At 36.9% G+C, this 14994-nt stretch carries 16 protein-coding genes; 9 read left to right on the top strand and 7 right to left on the bottom strand.

Annotation, left to right across the window (positions count from 1 at the left end; genetic code table 11):
• Positions 1-8: 8 nt before the first annotated feature.
• The 7 genes from recO to bamA form a co-directional block, all read right to left on the bottom strand.
• On the bottom strand, positions 9-623 hold the full coding sequence (gene recO, locus CVT17_RS02360; RefSeq protein ID WP_103629142.1) for a recombination protein RecO: 615 nt from the start codon (positions 621-623) through the stop codon (positions 9-11).
• Positions 624-1547 (bottom strand): tRNA dihydrouridine synthase, encoded by a 924-nt coding sequence (locus tag CVT17_RS02365; RefSeq protein ID WP_107769707.1) that lies wholly within the window; start codon positions 1545-1547, stop codon positions 624-626.
• Positions 1544-2542 (bottom strand): uroporphyrinogen III synthase HEM4, encoded by a 999-nt coding sequence (locus tag CVT17_RS02370; protein ID WP_107769706.1) that lies wholly within the window; start codon positions 2540-2542, stop codon positions 1544-1546. Before CVT17_RS02370 ends, CVT17_RS02365 begins: the two co-directional genes overlap by 4 nt.
• A 9-nt stretch (positions 2543-2551) precedes the next feature.
• Positions 2552-2908: an RNA polymerase-binding protein DksA gene (gene dksA, locus CVT17_RS02375; protein ID WP_035167251.1), complete on the bottom strand. Its 357-nt coding sequence runs from the start codon at positions 2906-2908 to the stop codon at positions 2552-2554.
• 10 nt (positions 2909-2918) lie between these two features.
• Positions 2919-3374 carry a 23S rRNA (pseudouridine(1915)-N(3))-methyltransferase RlmH gene (locus CVT17_RS02380; RefSeq protein WP_021090906.1) on the bottom strand — a complete coding sequence of 152 codons (456 nt, stop codon included), beginning with the start codon at positions 3372-3374 and terminating at the stop codon, positions 2919-2921.
• A gap of 2 nt (positions 3375-3376) precedes the next feature.
• Positions 3377-4291, bottom strand: coding sequence for an acetyl-CoA carboxylase, carboxyltransferase subunit beta (gene accD / locus CVT17_RS02385; RefSeq protein ID WP_103629216.1), 915 nt, complete (start codon positions 4289-4291; stop codon positions 3377-3379).
• 129 nt (positions 4292-4420) lie between these two features.
• Entirely contained in the window at positions 4421-6676 is a 2256-nt protein-coding gene (gene bamA, locus CVT17_RS02390) for an outer membrane protein assembly factor BamA (protein ID WP_107858593.1), read from the bottom strand.
• 89 nt (positions 6677-6765) lie between these two features.
• Between bamA and CVT17_RS02395 the strand changes: the two genes are divergently transcribed.
• The 9 genes from CVT17_RS02395 (at position 6766) to rimP (ending at position 14993) form a co-directional block, all read left to right on the top strand.
• Complete coding sequence (locus CVT17_RS02395; protein ID WP_084108777.1) at positions 6766-7596, top strand: prephenate dehydrogenase; 831 nt, start codon at positions 6766-6768, stop codon at positions 7594-7596.
• A 62-nt stretch (positions 7597-7658) separates the two neighbouring features.
• Positions 7659-9029 (top strand): M23 family metallopeptidase, encoded by a 1371-nt coding sequence (locus CVT17_RS02400; protein ID WP_107858594.1) that lies wholly within the window; start codon positions 7659-7661, stop codon positions 9027-9029.
• Positions 9030-9090: 61 nt separating this feature from the next.
• Positions 9091-9975 (top strand): UDP-3-O-acyl-N-acetylglucosamine deacetylase, encoded by an 885-nt coding sequence (gene lpxC / locus CVT17_RS02405; RefSeq protein ID WP_084108771.1) that lies wholly within the window; start codon positions 9091-9093, stop codon positions 9973-9975.
• An 80-nt stretch (positions 9976-10055) separates the two neighbouring features.
• Positions 10056-10418: a glycoprotease gene (locus CVT17_RS02410; RefSeq protein WP_196373584.1), complete on the top strand. Its 363-nt coding sequence runs from the start codon at positions 10056-10058 to the stop codon at positions 10416-10418.
• Between the two features lie 8 nt (positions 10419-10426).
• The gene (gene thrB / locus CVT17_RS02415; RefSeq protein ID WP_107769702.1) at positions 10427-11311 is read left to right on the top strand and encodes a homoserine kinase; all 885 of its coding nucleotides are present in this window, start codon (positions 10427-10429) and stop codon (positions 11309-11311) included.
• A 21-nt stretch (positions 11312-11332) separates the two neighbouring features.
• Positions 11333-11587, top strand: a complete 255-nt coding sequence (locus CVT17_RS02420) for a hypothetical protein (protein ID WP_072594698.1) — start codon at positions 11333-11335, stop codon at positions 11585-11587.
• Positions 11574-14222, top strand: a complete 2649-nt coding sequence (infB, locus tag CVT17_RS02425) for a translation initiation factor IF-2 (protein ID WP_107769701.1) — start codon at positions 11574-11576, stop codon at positions 14220-14222. The genes CVT17_RS02420 and infB overlap by 14 nt, the downstream gene beginning before the upstream one ends.
• Entirely contained in the window at positions 14219-14584 is a 366-nt protein-coding gene (rbfA, locus tag CVT17_RS02430) for a 30S ribosome-binding factor RbfA (RefSeq protein WP_021090755.1), read from the top strand. Before infB ends, rbfA begins: the two co-directional genes overlap by 4 nt.
• Positions 14577-14993, top strand: coding sequence for a ribosome maturation factor RimP (gene rimP, locus CVT17_RS02435; RefSeq protein WP_107769700.1), 417 nt, complete (start codon positions 14577-14579; stop codon positions 14991-14993). The genes rbfA and rimP overlap by 8 nt, the downstream gene beginning before the upstream one ends.
• Position 14994 lies beyond the last annotated feature (1 nt).

Here is a 14994-nt window from a genome sequence, read left to right on the forward strand (position 1 = left end):
AATAGAGTTTAAAGTCCGTCAAGTAAAATTTTATAAAGTCGGTTTATCTCATCATCATTTAGCTCGATCGTGCTTTTTGTATCAAACAAATTTTTGATCTTGCTAGTGTCAAATTCGCTCCTATCAAGGCAGTGCTTATGAGAGGGCAAAAAGCCACGAGTTAGGCAAAGCTCGTTTTCTATCTCCTCATCGCAGATAAAGCACTCAAGCTCGCTGTGAAGCCTGCCTTCATACTCTAAAATTTTGACGTAGCTTTCGATGATAAGGCGTTTTGGATTTTGCAGCTGCATCTGTTTGGCGCAACGATCAAGCTCGTTAAAATAAATTTCATCAAGCTGCTCGACCTCTTTTAGATGATCATAAAGTAGGCGCATGAACTGCTGCCAAATGATGAGCTTGTCTCGCTCTAACAGCCATTTAAAGCCAAGATGAAGTATGCTTCTAAGCTTTGGTAGAAATTTTGCCTCTTGCTCTAGCTCAAAGTCGATCTTGTAGCCGGTCATGATATTTGAGTGGCGTGCGCCAAAAAATCTATATGACTTTACGAGCAAATTTGGCGTTAGCACAAAGACTAAAAGGTCCTCGTCTCTGACCTTTTGCACGCGCAGGATATAGCCTTGCATCTAGGCAAAAAACTCCCTTATACGCTCTCTCATCACATGGGCGTCTTTGATGAAATTTATATCGTTTCTAAAGGTTGTTGCACCGTCGATACCCTTGCTGTACTGATGCAAATGCTTTCTAAATATGCAAAGCCCATGCTCTCCGTAGTGCTCGATCATCGCATCAAAGTGAGCTAGGATTATCTTTTGTTTTAGCGCCTTATCTACGCTAGTTTTGGTCTTTATCTCGTGAAATATCCAAGGATTACCAATACTCGCTCTACCTATCATTAGGGCATCGCACTTTGTAAGGTTTAAAATTTCATCTGCATTTTGTGCGTTTATATCGCCATTTGCGACGACTGGAATTTTTACACTCGCCTTTACTCTAGCGATCGCTTCGTAATCAACCTTTGCGCTGTATCCACCAGCTCTGGTGCGCCCATGGACTGCGATATAGTTTGCGCCGGCTTCTTCGCAGGCTTTTGCTATCTTTTCTTCATTTTTATCGTTAAAGCCAAGTCTAAATTTAACGCTTAGGCTCTCTTTTTTTGAGACGCTTTTTATGGCTGAGATTATATTTTGAAGCTTGTCAAGATCGTTTAGTAAAGCAGAACCCGCTCCTTGTTTAACGACCTTTGGCACAGGGCAGCCGCAGTTTAGATCCAGCCCATAAATTCCATCAAATTTATTGATTATCTGCGCGGCTTTTTTTATATTTTCTATATCGCTACCAGCTATTTGAACGACGTAGGGCTCTTCGTTTGGGGATTTTTTAAGCATTTCAAGCGTTTTGTCACTGCTCTCATAGACCAAGGCATTTGCGCTGATCATTTCGCTAACAGTGACATCGCAGCCAAATTTCTTAACTACGCTTCTTAGTGGCAAGTCAGAAAAGCCAGCAAGAGGCGCTAAGAAAAGTGGCTTTTTGCTAAAGTCTATCATTTAAAAAATAACGAGCTAGGCACCATTTTGCCGTTATCTCGTAAAAACAGCAAGACCTTTATCTCTTTAAACTCATCTGGGTCGCTACCTTCGATAGCCTCTCTTACTTTATCAAGCATCTGAAGCTCAAATAGCGCATATACGTAAGCCTCATCAGCATCAGCATGGATGCTTTTTAGCTTCTCAAAGATGCCGATAAATGCGTCTGGTTTTAGCTTATTTTTAAGCATTATGGCTGCTTTGTCGTATTGAGTTTTTGTCACTTTTACGTTGTTTAAAAGATCAAAAATTTCATCACTGCTTAGATCGATCTCGTCATTTACAAATCGGGTAATAATAAGCATTATATCTTCACTTGCTAGCTCAAAATTTAATCTTTTGATTTCGCTAAAAGAAGCTACTTTTATGAGTTTATCAAATGCAGCTTTTTTAAGGCTCTCGTTTTGATCTTGATTTTTAAGTATGTCAAGATAATAAGTAGGTAGTTGCTCGATTTTATTTAGCTCATTTAGGATATTCAACTTGCTATCTTTTGCTAGTCTAAATTTCTTTAGATCGACGATCTCTTTATTTTTTATACTTTTTATAGTTTGTAAGATATTGTTTATCTCGGCATCATCTACACCGACATCTTTAAGCTCGCCTACTGGTGAGATAGAACGAGTAAGCTGTGAGGCGATCTTGTAAGTGTCGGTTTTAAAGTCTTTATTGCTCTCAAAGCCAAGAAGCGTCTCTTTGGCTAAATCTTTATAAAGCTGGCTATCTTTTTTGATCCATTTTTTATATCTATAAAAAGCATATCCATGATAAGCGATATGAAGTAGGGCAAGAAGTGCTAAAACAGCTACTGGAAGAGCGACCCAAATAGCAATTGGCAAAGTTATAGTTTGGCCTAAAAGCTCAAATGTGTAATCAGAACTATTAAGAGAATAAGTAAGCCCTGCAACAACTACTATGTAGATTATGCAATAGACGAGAAATTTTCTAGTTTTCATATTTTCTCCTTAGTTTTTTGCTGTTTTTTCGATTATTTCACGGCAAGTTATGCAGTATTTTGCATGTGGTTTTACCTTTAGTCGCGGTATGCTGATCTCCTCTTCACACATATCACAAATCCCATAAGTTTTATTTGCTATCTTCTCTAGTGCTTCATCTATTTCTGATAGCTCCGCTCTTTGTTGTGTCGAGATCGAATGCTCTATTAGCTGGTCTGTATTTACTGAGGCTATATCAAACTCATCGCTTACACCACTATCTCTTAAGCCATTTACTTCAACAGATGAATCATAGATATTTTTTTTGATCTGTAATTTTCTTTCTTCAAGTAATTTTTTAAAAAAATTTAGCTCAGTTTGTGTCATTTATATTCCTTTATTTGTGGTATGGGTGGTTTGCATTTATGCAAAGTGCTCTAAAAATTTGCTCAAAAAGTACAAGCTTGGCAACCTTATGCGCCATCGTCATCTTGCTTAAGCTTATGATTTTTTGCGCTTTATTCTTTAAATTTTGGCTAAGGCCGTAAGCTCCACCTATGAAAAAGTTAATTTGTGAATTTGAGTTTAAAATTTGTGCGAATTCTTGGCTGTCAAGTTGCAAGCCATTTTCATCAAGCATTACGCAAAAGCCTTTTAAATTTGGCTCATAAATTTCATCATAAGCTCTTAATGCTTCACTTTTTCCAGTGCTTTGAGCTTTTGCTATTTTTTCATTGAAAAAGACTTTATCGTTTATCTTGGCAAATTTTGCACTCATTTTTATATATTCTTGTATTTCGTTTTCAAAGTTGTCACGTGATGATTTTTGAATGCTAAAAACTGAAATTTCCAAATTTAGCCTTTGGTTTTTAGCTTTAGTTCAAAGTTATTTCCGCTCTCATCTTGGTTATCTTTTTGATGTATTGTCTTATTATTTGTGAGAAATTTAACCATATCGCTTATATATTTTTTATGTTCGCTTCTTGGCACAATAGCATCGATTAAGCCATGTTCTAATAAAAACTCGGCTCTTTGAAATCCCTCTGGAAGGTCAGCACCAATGGTTTGTTTGATGACCCTTTGACCGGCAAAGCCTATTAAAGCGCCAGGTTCAGCGATTATTAGATCTCCAAGCCAAGCAAAAGAGGCGCTAACACCACCCATTGTCGGATCAGTAAGTATTGAGATATAAGGTAGTTTCGCTTCATCAAGTAGTTTTAAAGCAGCTGATGTCTTTGACATTTGCATCAAAGAAAATGTACTCTCTTGCATTCTAGCTCCACCTGAAGCGCTCACTATGACTAAAGCTTGGCGTTTTTCTATTGCCCGTTTTATCGCCCTTACGATCTTTTCACCCTCAACTGAAGCTAGCGAACCACCCATGAAGCCAAAGTCAAAAACAACTAGCTGGATCTCTTGTCCGTCGCATTTACCTTCGCCACATATCACTGAGCTTGTGCGTCCTGTTTTTTCTTTATTTTCTGTGATTCTTTTTTTGTATGATTTTTTATCAACAAAATTTAATGGATCTACCGGTTTTAAATTTGCGTCAAATTCTACAAAGCTATCTTCATCACAGATCAAATTTATGCGATCAGTAGCTTTTAGTCTCATATGATAACCGCATTTTGGGCATACATTAAAACAAGCTTCAACTTCTTTGTAGTACATCAGTGAGTGACAATTATCGCATTTTACCCAGTGTGTAGGTGCTTCTTCTGGACGAGGTTGAGCTTTTCTTATCTTTGAAAAAATGTCTGAGAAATTCATATTTTTACCCACTTATATTAAAAATTGTGGGATTATATCTAATGTTTGCCTTGCTTTTTCTTATATGACTTAAAGTTTATTTATTTGTGGAGGTTTAAAGGGGCAAGTTAGCCCCTTTAAAGTATCTTGTTAGAATCGTCTTCCAATAGTAAATTCAAATGTATTTGTGTCATCACCCTCTTTAGGTTTAAGAGCTTTTGCAAAGATTAGTTGAAGTGGTCCGATAGGTGTTATCCACTCGATACCAGTACCAACTGATGATCTTTTTATCTCATTTAGGCTATTCTCACCGATCATGCCGTAGTCATAAAATACAACACCACGCATTTTGACACGATCTATTATAGGAAAGCTTATTTCAGCTGAATTATTAAACGAAGTTTCGCCGCCGTATTCGTAGTAGTCGCCATTATATTTTACCTTTGGAGATACGGTTCTGCTCTCGTAACCACGTAAGCTTCTTATACCGCCAAGGTAAAGTCTTTCGTTGATCGGAGTATATCCTCTTTCCCAAATTTTGCCAAAGCTAGCTTTATATCTTAAGATAAGATCGTAGTCGATGTACTCTCTAAGACCTAGATAGTAGTTAAAATTTGTGCGATTTTTGATAAAGTCTATATCGCCACCAAGCCCAGCTATCTCAAATGATGTGCTAGCTATGATGCCACGTCTTGGCAAGTAATAATCATCGGTGCTATTATATGTTAAAGCCGGAGTTATAGCGCTTTTTATAGCTTTACCTTCTCTATAAATTTCTTTTTTGGTTTTTGTGTTGATATCTCTTAGTTCATCATCTTTTAAAGTAATTTTACTTTGCTCAATATTGTAAGTAAGTGATGCGCTTAAATTTCTAGTTAGTTTTCTACCTAGTGTTGTGCTGAAGCCATAGCTTCTCTCTTTATATGTTCTCCAGTCATAGTCATTTGCGTAAAGTGTCCCACCAAGGCTATACTCTGAGTCAAAAATTCTTGGGTTTGTAAGACTTATCTGACCTGAAAGCTCTCTGTCACTCTTATCTACGCTTACTTGTCCTTGAAGACCAGAGCCAAAGATATTTGTGTCAGAAAGTGCCGCGTTTAGTAGTAGTCCGTCACTGCTGCCGTATCCGATACCACCGCTTATCGAGCCAGTTGAGGCTTCTTTTACTTTTACTTTTAGATCAACTGTATTTTTATCAACCGGATCTTCTTCTATCTCAACATCATCAAAGTAGCTTGTTCTTTTTAATGCATCTTTTGAGTCTTGAAGGTCAGTTCTACTATATAAATTTCCTTCAGTTAGATAAAGTTCACGTCTTACAACGCGGTCAACAGTCCTATCGTTTCCTGAAATTTGAACATTTCTTATATATACTTTTTCGCCAGGATCTACTTCATAATCAATATCGACAGTTTTATTTTCATCAAATTTATCAGTCTTTGGATAGACTTTTACAAACGCATAACCCTTGTCAGCTACCATATCATCGAGCTTTTTCATATCTTGGCGAAGTCTTGCTGAGTTCATCGTATCACCAGCCTCAAGCCTAAAGTCATCTATAATCTTTTTAGTGTCAAGATCTAGCTCTTCAGGTGCTGTAATACTTACATTTGAAACCTTATAAGGCTCACCTTCATGAACATAATAAGTAAGATCAGCTGTGTAATTATCAAACGATGAATTTAAATAAGGTGACGAAATAGTCGCGTCTAAATAGCCTTTTTGGAAATATTTGTCTTGTATTCTTGCTGGATCATTTTCAAGCTCAAAAAGTTTAACTTTACCGTCATTTCTGCCCCAAAGCCAGCCCATAAATTCTCTACTTTTGTTTGCAACTACTGGCTCAATGTCGTCATAATCAAACTCTTTTGCACCGACTAAATTTATATTTTTGATTATCATATTTTCGCCGCGGTTTATGTTGAGTGTTATAAAAAGTGAGCTGTCGTTATCTGCAACTGGTTGTTTTTCTACGTCTACAACGGTATCAAAATAACCCTTTGACTCATAATACTGACGAATTCTCTCTTTAGTTTTTTCTATTGTAAGCTCATCATACATATTGCCTGGTTTGATGTTGATTAGCGACTCGATCGCAGTTTTATCATTTGTTACGACGCCTTTTAGATCGACCCTAGCAATACTTGGCTTCTCTTTTACAGCTACTAAAAGATTGCCATTGCCTGTATCTTCTATGTAGATATCGTCGAAATAGTTTTGTTTGTATAAATTTGTGATCGCCTTATCGCTAAGCTTTGGGGTCAGATCCTGACCGACTTTTAAGCCCATTATTTGGCTTGCTACTTCAGGCGAAAGGTGAATTAGTCCTTTAAAATTTATTGACTGGATTGTTTGTGCGCTTAGGCCACTGAAAGCTAATGCTAATAAAAATAATTTCTTTCTCATTAAATTTAACCTAGAGTTTTAGTATAAGTGCGTATAATATCATATTTTATTTTTAATAAATTTAAATTTTATAATTTTGAAGGTTTTTTATGAAAATAGGTATCATCGGACTTGGTCTTATGGGCGGCTCGCTTGGTCTTGCACTAAAAGATGAAAAATTAATCTCTTGTGTTAGTGGATATGACAAAGATGAAAATCATAGCAAAAAGGCCTTAGAGCTTGGCTTGGTGCATGAAATTTTAAGCATTGACGAGATGAAAAAGAAGTGTGACATCATCTTTTTAGCTGTGCCAGTTGAAGCTATCGTATCAATAGTACAAAATTTAACCGATATTAGCGAAGATACAACTATCATTGATTTTGGCTCAACCAAACAAAAGATAATAGAAGCTGTGCCAGAAAAAATTCGTAAAAATTTCATCCCAGCTCACCCGATGGCAGGTACTGAGTATTCTGGTCCAGAGGCTGCTTTTAAATCACTTTACACAGGAGCAACTGTTATCGTTTGTGACTTTGCTGAGAGCGCAGAAAAACATGTAAAAAGAAGCGTGGAGTTATTTTCTTGCCTTGGCATGAAAATCATTTTTATGAGTGCGAAAGAACATGATCATCATGTTGGTCTTATTTCACATTTGCCTCATGCGATCGCATTTTCTCTTGCGAGTGGAATTTTAAAAGAAGAGGACAAAAGGCACATCGTAGCACTTGGCGGACCTACATTTAAAGGCATGATACGTGTCGCAAAGAGTTCGCCTTTTATGTGGAGTGATATTTTTAAGCAAAATAAAAATAATGTTGTTGAAGCTATAAATATGTTTGAAAAAGAGCTAAATTTGTGCAAAGATCTCATAAAAGATGAACGCTGGGATGAGCTTTTTGCTTGGATGAGCGACGCTAGAGCCGTAAGAGAAATTTTGTAATTAACTAAAAATTTATTGATTTACGTGTAAAATTTTGCAAATTAAATTTAAGGTAAAAATATATGTATAGACGTGGAATTGGCGGTTTTGGTATTGTTGTGCTTTTGCTAATTTTAATCTTAGCCGGTGGTTTTGGCTATGCTTTGATGTCAAAAGATTTTGAGCGAAATGAACCGATAATTGGTGTTGCTGATAAGGTTTATTGGAATCTTAGAACCCCAATGAATATCAAATTTAAAGACGATAGTGGTATAAAATTTGTACGAATTAGTATGAATGATGGGAAAAATGATCTAAATTTGTTAAATCAAATCATACAAAATCCAAGTACTGAGCTTGATGTAAATTTAACCTTTCCAAAGACTGGCTTTTTTGCTCAAAAAGATACCTATGAGATGAATATCGAAGCTGTAGATACTAGCAAATGGAGCTTTTTTACTGGCAATAAAGCTAGTAAAAAAGTCGAAGTAGTGCTTGATACTTCAAAACCTGATCTTTACGTGCTTTCACAGTCTTATTCTATCTCAAAAGGTGGTAGTGCTGTTGTGGTCTTTAGAGCAACTGATAATCAGCTAAAAGAGGTCTATGTCCAGACAAATTTTGGTAAGAAATTTAAGGCTGTTCCATTTTATAAAGAGGGCTTTTATGCAGCACTTGTTGCTTGGCCAGTTCAGGTTGAAAATTTTAGTGCTGAGGTCATTGCAAGAGACTTTGCAGGCAATGAGAGCAAGTCACATGTTAGATATTTTTATGAAAATGTAAAGTATAAAACTTCAACTATTGCATTAAACGATAGATTTTTAGATGGTAAGATAGTTGATTTAACGGATCAATATGCAAAAGATCCAAGCGCACTTTCAAGACTTGAAAAGATGAGATTTGTCAATGAAACGCTTAGAAATTCAAACGAAGAAAAAATAACAGCACTTACTACAAATCCTAGTGATGAGATGTTAACTAGCTTTAGTGTGACACCATTTTATCCACTAAGAAATGGTAAAAAAGTGGCTGACTTCGCCGATCACCGATACTATACATATAATAACGAGCAAGTAAGCGAATCATGGCATATGGGAATAGACTTTGCAAGCGTGGCAGCGGCTCCTATAATAGCTAGTAATGCTGGTCGTGTCGTACTTGCATCTGAAAATGGAATTTATGGATTAAATATTGTGATCGATCATGGATTTGGGCTTTATTCGCTTTATGGACACTGCTCAAGCACTAGAGTAAAAGAGGGCGATATGGTGGCAGCTGGCGATCAAATAGGCACTACTGGAACTAGTGGTCTTGCGCTTGGCGATCACCTTCACTTTGGAATTTTAGTCCAAGGCGAAGAGGTGAGACCACAACAATGGATGGACAAAAAGTGGATAAAAGATAATATCACAAGTGTCTTAGATACTGCAAAAGCGATGATAGATAAGAACTAAAAATTTGCAAAATTGATTTTTTAGTGCTATCATAAGCGGATTAAAAATATAAGGAAAATTCTTGAAACAAACTACTATCGCAAGACGCGTTGAGACCGTTGGTATAGGGCTTCATAAAGGTGAGCCGATAAGACTTATACTAGAACCTCTTGATGCAAATTCTGGTATTATTTTGCACCGCGAAGATCTTGGTATTAGTTTTAAAGCTGAACCTAAAAATGTGATAAATACGCAGATGGCAACTGTTGTTGGCAATGAAAAGGGCTTTATTAGTACGATTGAGCATCTAATGTCAGCCATAAATGGTTATGGCATTGATAATATTAGAATCTCTGTTGATGCAAATGAAATTCCAGTCATGGATGGCAGTGCAATAAGCTTTTGCATGCTACTTGATGAAGCTGGCATAAGATATCTTGATGCTGGCAAAAAAGTAATTCTTGTTAGGCGCGAAGTTGAAGTCGTTGAGGGTTCTAAATTTGTACGAACTTCACCTTCAAGAAGTCCAAAATTTGACTATACGATAAAATTTGATCATCCAGTTATTGGTGAACAAAGATATGTTTTTGATTTTAGTAAAAGCTCTTTTATAAAAAATATAGCTCGTGCTAGAACTTTTGGCTTTTTGAAAGATTTACAGCGTTTGCAAGCTCAAAATTTAGCCCTTGGTGCATCACTTGATAATGCCGTGGCAATCGATGATACGCATATTCTAAATCCAGAAGGTTTGAGATTTGAAAATGAGTTTGTAAGGCACAAAATTTTAGATGCGATTGGTGATTTAAGCTTGCTTGGAGCGCCTTTGTTGGGCGATTATACAGCATTTGCTGGAAGTCACGATCTAAATCACAAATTAACTCTTGCTTTGATGTCCGATGAGAAAAACTACGAGATCGCAACTCTAAATGGTGAACTTCTAAAAGAGTATCAAAAGGTATTTGCATAGAAAATATTGAAATTTTAGTTGTCTCTTTATCTGCTCCGCTTTTAGTTGGAGTATATAAAGACGGCGTAAAATTTGATGAAATTACGACTGATGAACATGTCAGTGAAGCTTTGATAAAAATCTTAGAAAATTTATCCTCTAAATTTAATATCACAAAAATTATCTATGCAAATACGCCAGGAAGCTTTATGGGGCTAAAGGTGGCCTATGTCATCTTAAAGACTTTCTCTTTAGCAAAGGGTTGCGAATTTTATGCGGTTAGCGGCTTTAGCTTAAATGGCAGCCAAGCGATCAGAGCAAATAAAAGTTTAAGCTTTGTTTTAAAAGATGGCGAAATTTCACTTGAAAAAGTAGAGCCAGTAGGATTTAGATTGCCTTTAAATTTAGATGAATTAAAACTAAATTCAGATACACTTCCAGATTATATCATCCAAGCAGTTTAGGAGAAATTTTGAATATCTTAGTCCCTGCAACAAGTGCGAATTTGGGTCCTGGTTTCGATGCTTTGGGGCTTAGTCTGAAGCTTTTTAATAGCGTGAAAATCGAGCCAGCAAAATTTAGCTCAGTATCGATAAACGGCGAAGGCAGTGGAAGTGTAAATTTAAAGAGAAATAATATATTCTTAAGTATTTTTAATGAAATTTTTTTTGAGCTAACTGGTAAAAATGAAAATTTTAGAGTCGTTTTTGAAAATAATATCCCATTTTCAAGGGGGCTTGGCAGTAGCTCCGCTGTTATCGTTGGAGCCATTGCTTCAGCCTACGAAATGGCTGGCTTTAAGGCAAGCAAAGAGACAGTTTTAAATAAAGCTATCATCTATGAAACCCATCCTGATAATATCTCGCCAGCAGTTCACGGCGGATTTATCAGTGCGATCGTAAAAAATGGTAATGTTTACGCAAATAAAATAAGCTTAAGTGACGAGATAAAAGCAGTAGTTGTTATCCCAAATAAACCAATGAGTACATCCTCGTCAAGACAAATTTTACCAAAGAACTATACGATGAAAGAATGCGTAAATAACTTATCTCATGCCGCTTTTTTAACGTCTTGTTTTTATGAAAAAAAGTATGATCTCTTAAAAATAGCAAGCAAAGATTTGATGCATGAAGAGCGTAGAATGCACGCTTTAGAAGAACTTTTTGAAGTTAGAAAAGTAGCTTATGAAAATGGTGCTTTAATGAGCACGCTTTCAGGCTCAGGTTCAAGCTTTTTAAATATCACTTACAAAGATGATGCTAAAAATTTACGAGATATTTTAAAGAGTAAATTTGGTGATTTTAGGGTTGAGGTTTTTTCATTTGATAACGATGGATACGAAATTACGCAAAGCTAAAAACAAGTTTAAAAAGATATAATGAACAAAAATAATCCTGTAAGGACATGTGTCGCTTGTAAAATTAAAATTTCTCAGAGCTTGCTAAAAAGATACCGCTTGGTAGGTAAGAATTTAGAGCATGGCAAAGGAAATGGTCGTAGCTTTTATCTGTGCGACAAATGTATGCAAAAAGATATAAAAATTTTAAAAAAAATAATTGATAAACAAACTAAAGGTGCTTTTATTTGTGATGCACCGAAGTTAAAGGAGATACTCTTAAATGAGCAATGTTAGGATTTCAGAGATCGCAAACGAGCTTGGCTATCCAAGTAAAGAGATAGTAGAAAAAGCTCAAGAGTTAGGATTAAAAGTCAAAACTCACTCAAATGCAGTTAGCCTTGAAGAGGCCGAAGCTATATATGAATATGTTCAAACTGGCGTGATACCAGATAAATTTAAAAAGAAAAAGAGTGAACCTAAACCAAAAAAAGAGTCTAAAAAAGAAGCAGAAAAAGAGTCAGTAAAAAAAGAAGAAAAACAAAAAAGTGAACCTAAAAAAGCTACTACTAAAACTGAGTCAAAGTCGGTAAAAGCTGAGCCTAAGAAAGAGGCACAAATTTTAGAAGAAAAACAAAAAATTGAGCCTAAAAAAGAAGAAATCAAAGTAGAGCAAAAACAAGTCGAAGCTCCAAGACCAAAAGAGAGCTTGGCCGATGTGACTCAAAAAAGACGTGGCCTTGTGATAGTAAAAAAGAAAAAAGACTATGAAGCGCCAATTGCTACAAAAGAAGAGAAAAAGCCTGAACCAAGCATAGCTAATATAAGCGATTTTAAAAGTATGTTTTCAGCAAATGATGAAAATTTAGCTAAGAAAAAGAAAAAAGATAAAAAAGTAGTTGTTGCAAGTAAAAAGGATAACACTCAGAAGATGGATCTACTTGGCGGAAGTGACTTTGGTGACATAGTGCTAGAAGATGAAGATGTAGTTGTTCTTCCTGATTTTAGTTTTAAAACCCCAGCACCAGTACCTGCACAAAAGACAAAACAGCCAAATGTTATGAGAACTACAGTCAACAACACGATAAATTCATTTGGCGAAGGCGGCATTCAAAGAAGAGCTAGAAAAAAACACAAAAAGCCTGAAAATAAACAAAACAATGAAGCTGTGACATCTATAAATATTCCAAAAGAAATTCGTGTTTATGAATTTGCTGAAAAGCTAAACAAACAGCCAAGCGAGATTATTGGTAAGCTTTTTATGCTAGGTATGATGACAACTAAAAATGACTTTTTGGATGAAGATGCGATCGAAATTTTGGCTGATGAGTTTAATGTAGAGGTTAATATCATCGACGATCAAAAAGAATTTGACTACGTAGCAGCCTATGAAGAAGAGATAAAAGACGATGAAAATCTCCAGCCAAGAGCACCAGTCATAACCATCATGGGCCACGTTGATCATGGTAAAACTTCATTACTTGATTACATAAGAAAATCACGTGTAGCAGCAGGAGAGGCTGGTGGTATCACTCAGCATGTTGGTGCTTATATGGTAAATAAAAACGGCAAAAACATCACATTTATTGACACTCCAGGTCACGAAGCATTTACTGCTATGCGCGCAAGAGGTGCTGGTGTAACTGATATAGTTATCATCGTTGTTGCAGCAGATGACGGCGTAAAACCACAAACAAAAGAAGCAGTTAGTCACGCAAAAGCCGCTGGCGTACCGATAATCATCGCTATAAATAAAATGGATAAAGAGTCAGCAAATCCTGACCTGGTAAAGACTGGTCTTGCTGAGCTTGATATCATGCCAACAGAGTGGGGCGGAAAGTATGAATTTGTGCCAATCTCTGCAAAAACAGGCATGGGTATAGATGATTTACTTGAGATCGTACTTTTACAAGCTGACCTTTTGGAGCTAAAAGCAAATCCAAAGGCAAACGCAAAAGCAACTGTCATCGAGAGCTCACTTCAAAAAGGCCGTGGCCCAGTAGCTACTATTATCGTTGAAAATGGCACGCTTCATGTTGGAGATACTGTCGTAGCTGGAGTTGCGTATGGAAAGATAAGAAGCTTACTTGATGACCAAGGTAAGCCTTTGCAAGATATAAAACCAGGCGAATGCGGTGTGATAGTAGGTCTTAGCGAGATAGCAGAGGCAGGCGAGACATTAATAGGCGTAAAAACTGATAAAGAGGCTCGTGAATACGCGCAGAAAAAGGCTGAATATATCCGCCAAAAAGAGCTTAGTAAGAGTACAAAAGTTAGTATTGACGAGCTTAGCGCTAAGATTGCTGAGGGTGAGTTAAAGACGCTTCCAGTCATCATCAAAGCTGACGTTGGTGGTTCACTTGAGGCACTAAAAGCAAGCCTAGAAAAACTAGCAAATGATGAGATCAGAGTAAATGTCATCCACTCTGGTGTTGGTGGCATCACGCAAAGCGACGTAGCACTTGCTAGTGCGAGCGAAGACTGTATAATCCTTGGTTTCAACATAAGACCAACTGGCGAGATAAAAGAAAAGGCAAAAGAGAGCGGCGTTGAGATTAAAACTTACAACGTTATTTATAATCTAATCGACGACGTGAAAGCGATCTTGGGCGGACTAATGTCACCGATCATCAGAGAAGAGCAGCTTGGTCAAGCTCAGGTTCGTCAAGTGATCCATGTGCCAAAAGTTGGAACTATTGCTGGATGTATCGTCACTGAAGGCACGATAAATAGAGGCGCAAAAATTCGCCTTATTAGAGAAGGTGTGGTCGTTTATGAGGGCTTGGTAAGTTCGCTAAAACGCTTCAAAGATGATGTCAAAGAGGTTGCTAAAGGTTATGAGTGTGGCGTTGGTATCGAAAATTTCAACGACATTAGAGAAAATGACTATATCGAAAGCTTTAAAGAAGTCAAGGAGAAAGCCACTCTATGAACGCTAACGAAATAAAGCGTATGAGAACAGAGAGCGTGCTAAAAGAGCTCATTCCAGAGGCTTTAGCCACTCTTGAAGATAGCATTTTAAAGGGGCTTTGCGTCACTGACGTCGAGTGTAAAAAGGGCAGATACGACGCCTTTGTTTATCTTGATAAGATGGCTTTTGACGAGCGTGAACAAGAGTATATTTTGGGGCATTTGAAGCGAGTTTGTAGGCATTTGCAAAACCACTGCATGGCAGCTGAGGGCTGGTATAGATGTCCAAATTTTCACTTTAAATTTGACGATAGATTAGAGTATCAAAACCATATGGATAAGTTGTTTGATAAAATTTCAAAGGATTTAAACAAAAATGGATAATTTAGACAAACTAGTACGCGAATGCGGTGTCGAGCTTTACGATAGCGAGATCGCAAATGAAAATGGTAGGGCTATTTTTAGAGTTTATATCACAAAAAATGGCGGAGTGAGCCTTGACGACTGTGAAAAAGTGAGTCGATTGCTCTCGCCTATTTTTGACGTGACACCGCCAGTTAGCGGGGATTATAACCTCGAAGTTAGTTCACCTGGCCTTGAGAGAAAGCTTAGTAAGCCATCTCATTTTAAATCAAGCATTGGTGAGCTAGTTAAAATTCAAACCGAGACTGAGAAATTTGCAGGAAGGCTTGTAAAAGCGGACGAAGAGAACATTGCAGTAGAAAACGAAGAGGGAATTTTTGAGATCAACATCAGTGAGATAAAAAAAGCAAAAACATATTTGGAGTGGTAAA

The sequence above is a fragment of the Campylobacter concisus genome (assembly GCF_003048775.2).
GTDB classification, from domain to species: Bacteria; Campylobacterota; Campylobacteria; order Campylobacterales; family Campylobacteraceae; genus Campylobacter_A; species Campylobacter_A concisus_I.

Bases quoted from the DNA above. Each gene is read 5' to 3' on its own strand.
- recO (WP_103629142.1), bottom strand. From the start codon at position 623: ATGCAAGGCTATATCCTGCGCGTGCAAAAGGTCAGAGACGAGGACCTT.
- CVT17_RS02365 (WP_107769707.1), bottom strand. From the start codon at position 1,547: ATGATAGACTTTAGCAAAAAGCCACTTTTCTTAGCGCCTCTTGCTGGC.
- CVT17_RS02370 (WP_107769706.1), bottom strand. From the start codon at position 2,542: ATGAAAACTAGAAAATTTCTCGTCTATTGCATAATCTACATAGTAGTT.
- dksA (WP_035167251.1), bottom strand. From the start codon at position 2,908: ATGACACAAACTGAGCTAAATTTTTTTAAAAAATTACTTGAAGAAAGA.
- accD (WP_103629216.1), bottom strand. From the start codon at position 4,291: ATGAATTTCTCAGACATTTTTTCAAAGATAAGAAAAGCTCAACCTCGT.
- bamA (WP_107858593.1), bottom strand. From the start codon at position 6,676: ATGAGAAAGAAATTATTTTTATTAGCATTAGCTTTCAGTGGCCTAAGC.
- CVT17_RS02395 (WP_084108777.1), top strand. From the start codon at position 6,766: ATGAAAATAGGTATCATCGGACTTGGTCTTATGGGCGGCTCGCTTGGT.
- CVT17_RS02400 (WP_107858594.1), top strand. From the start codon at position 7,659: ATGTATAGACGTGGAATTGGCGGTTTTGGTATTGTTGTGCTTTTGCTA.
- CVT17_RS02420 (WP_072594698.1), top strand. From the start codon at position 11,333: ATGAACAAAAATAATCCTGTAAGGACATGTGTCGCTTGTAAAATTAAA.
- infB (WP_107769701.1), top strand. From the start codon at position 11,574: ATGAGCAATGTTAGGATTTCAGAGATCGCAAACGAGCTTGGCTATCCA.
- rbfA (WP_021090755.1), top strand. From the start codon at position 14,219: ATGAACGCTAACGAAATAAAGCGTATGAGAACAGAGAGCGTGCTAAAA.
- rimP (WP_107769700.1), top strand. From the start codon at position 14,577: ATGGATAATTTAGACAAACTAGTACGCGAATGCGGTGTCGAGCTTTAC.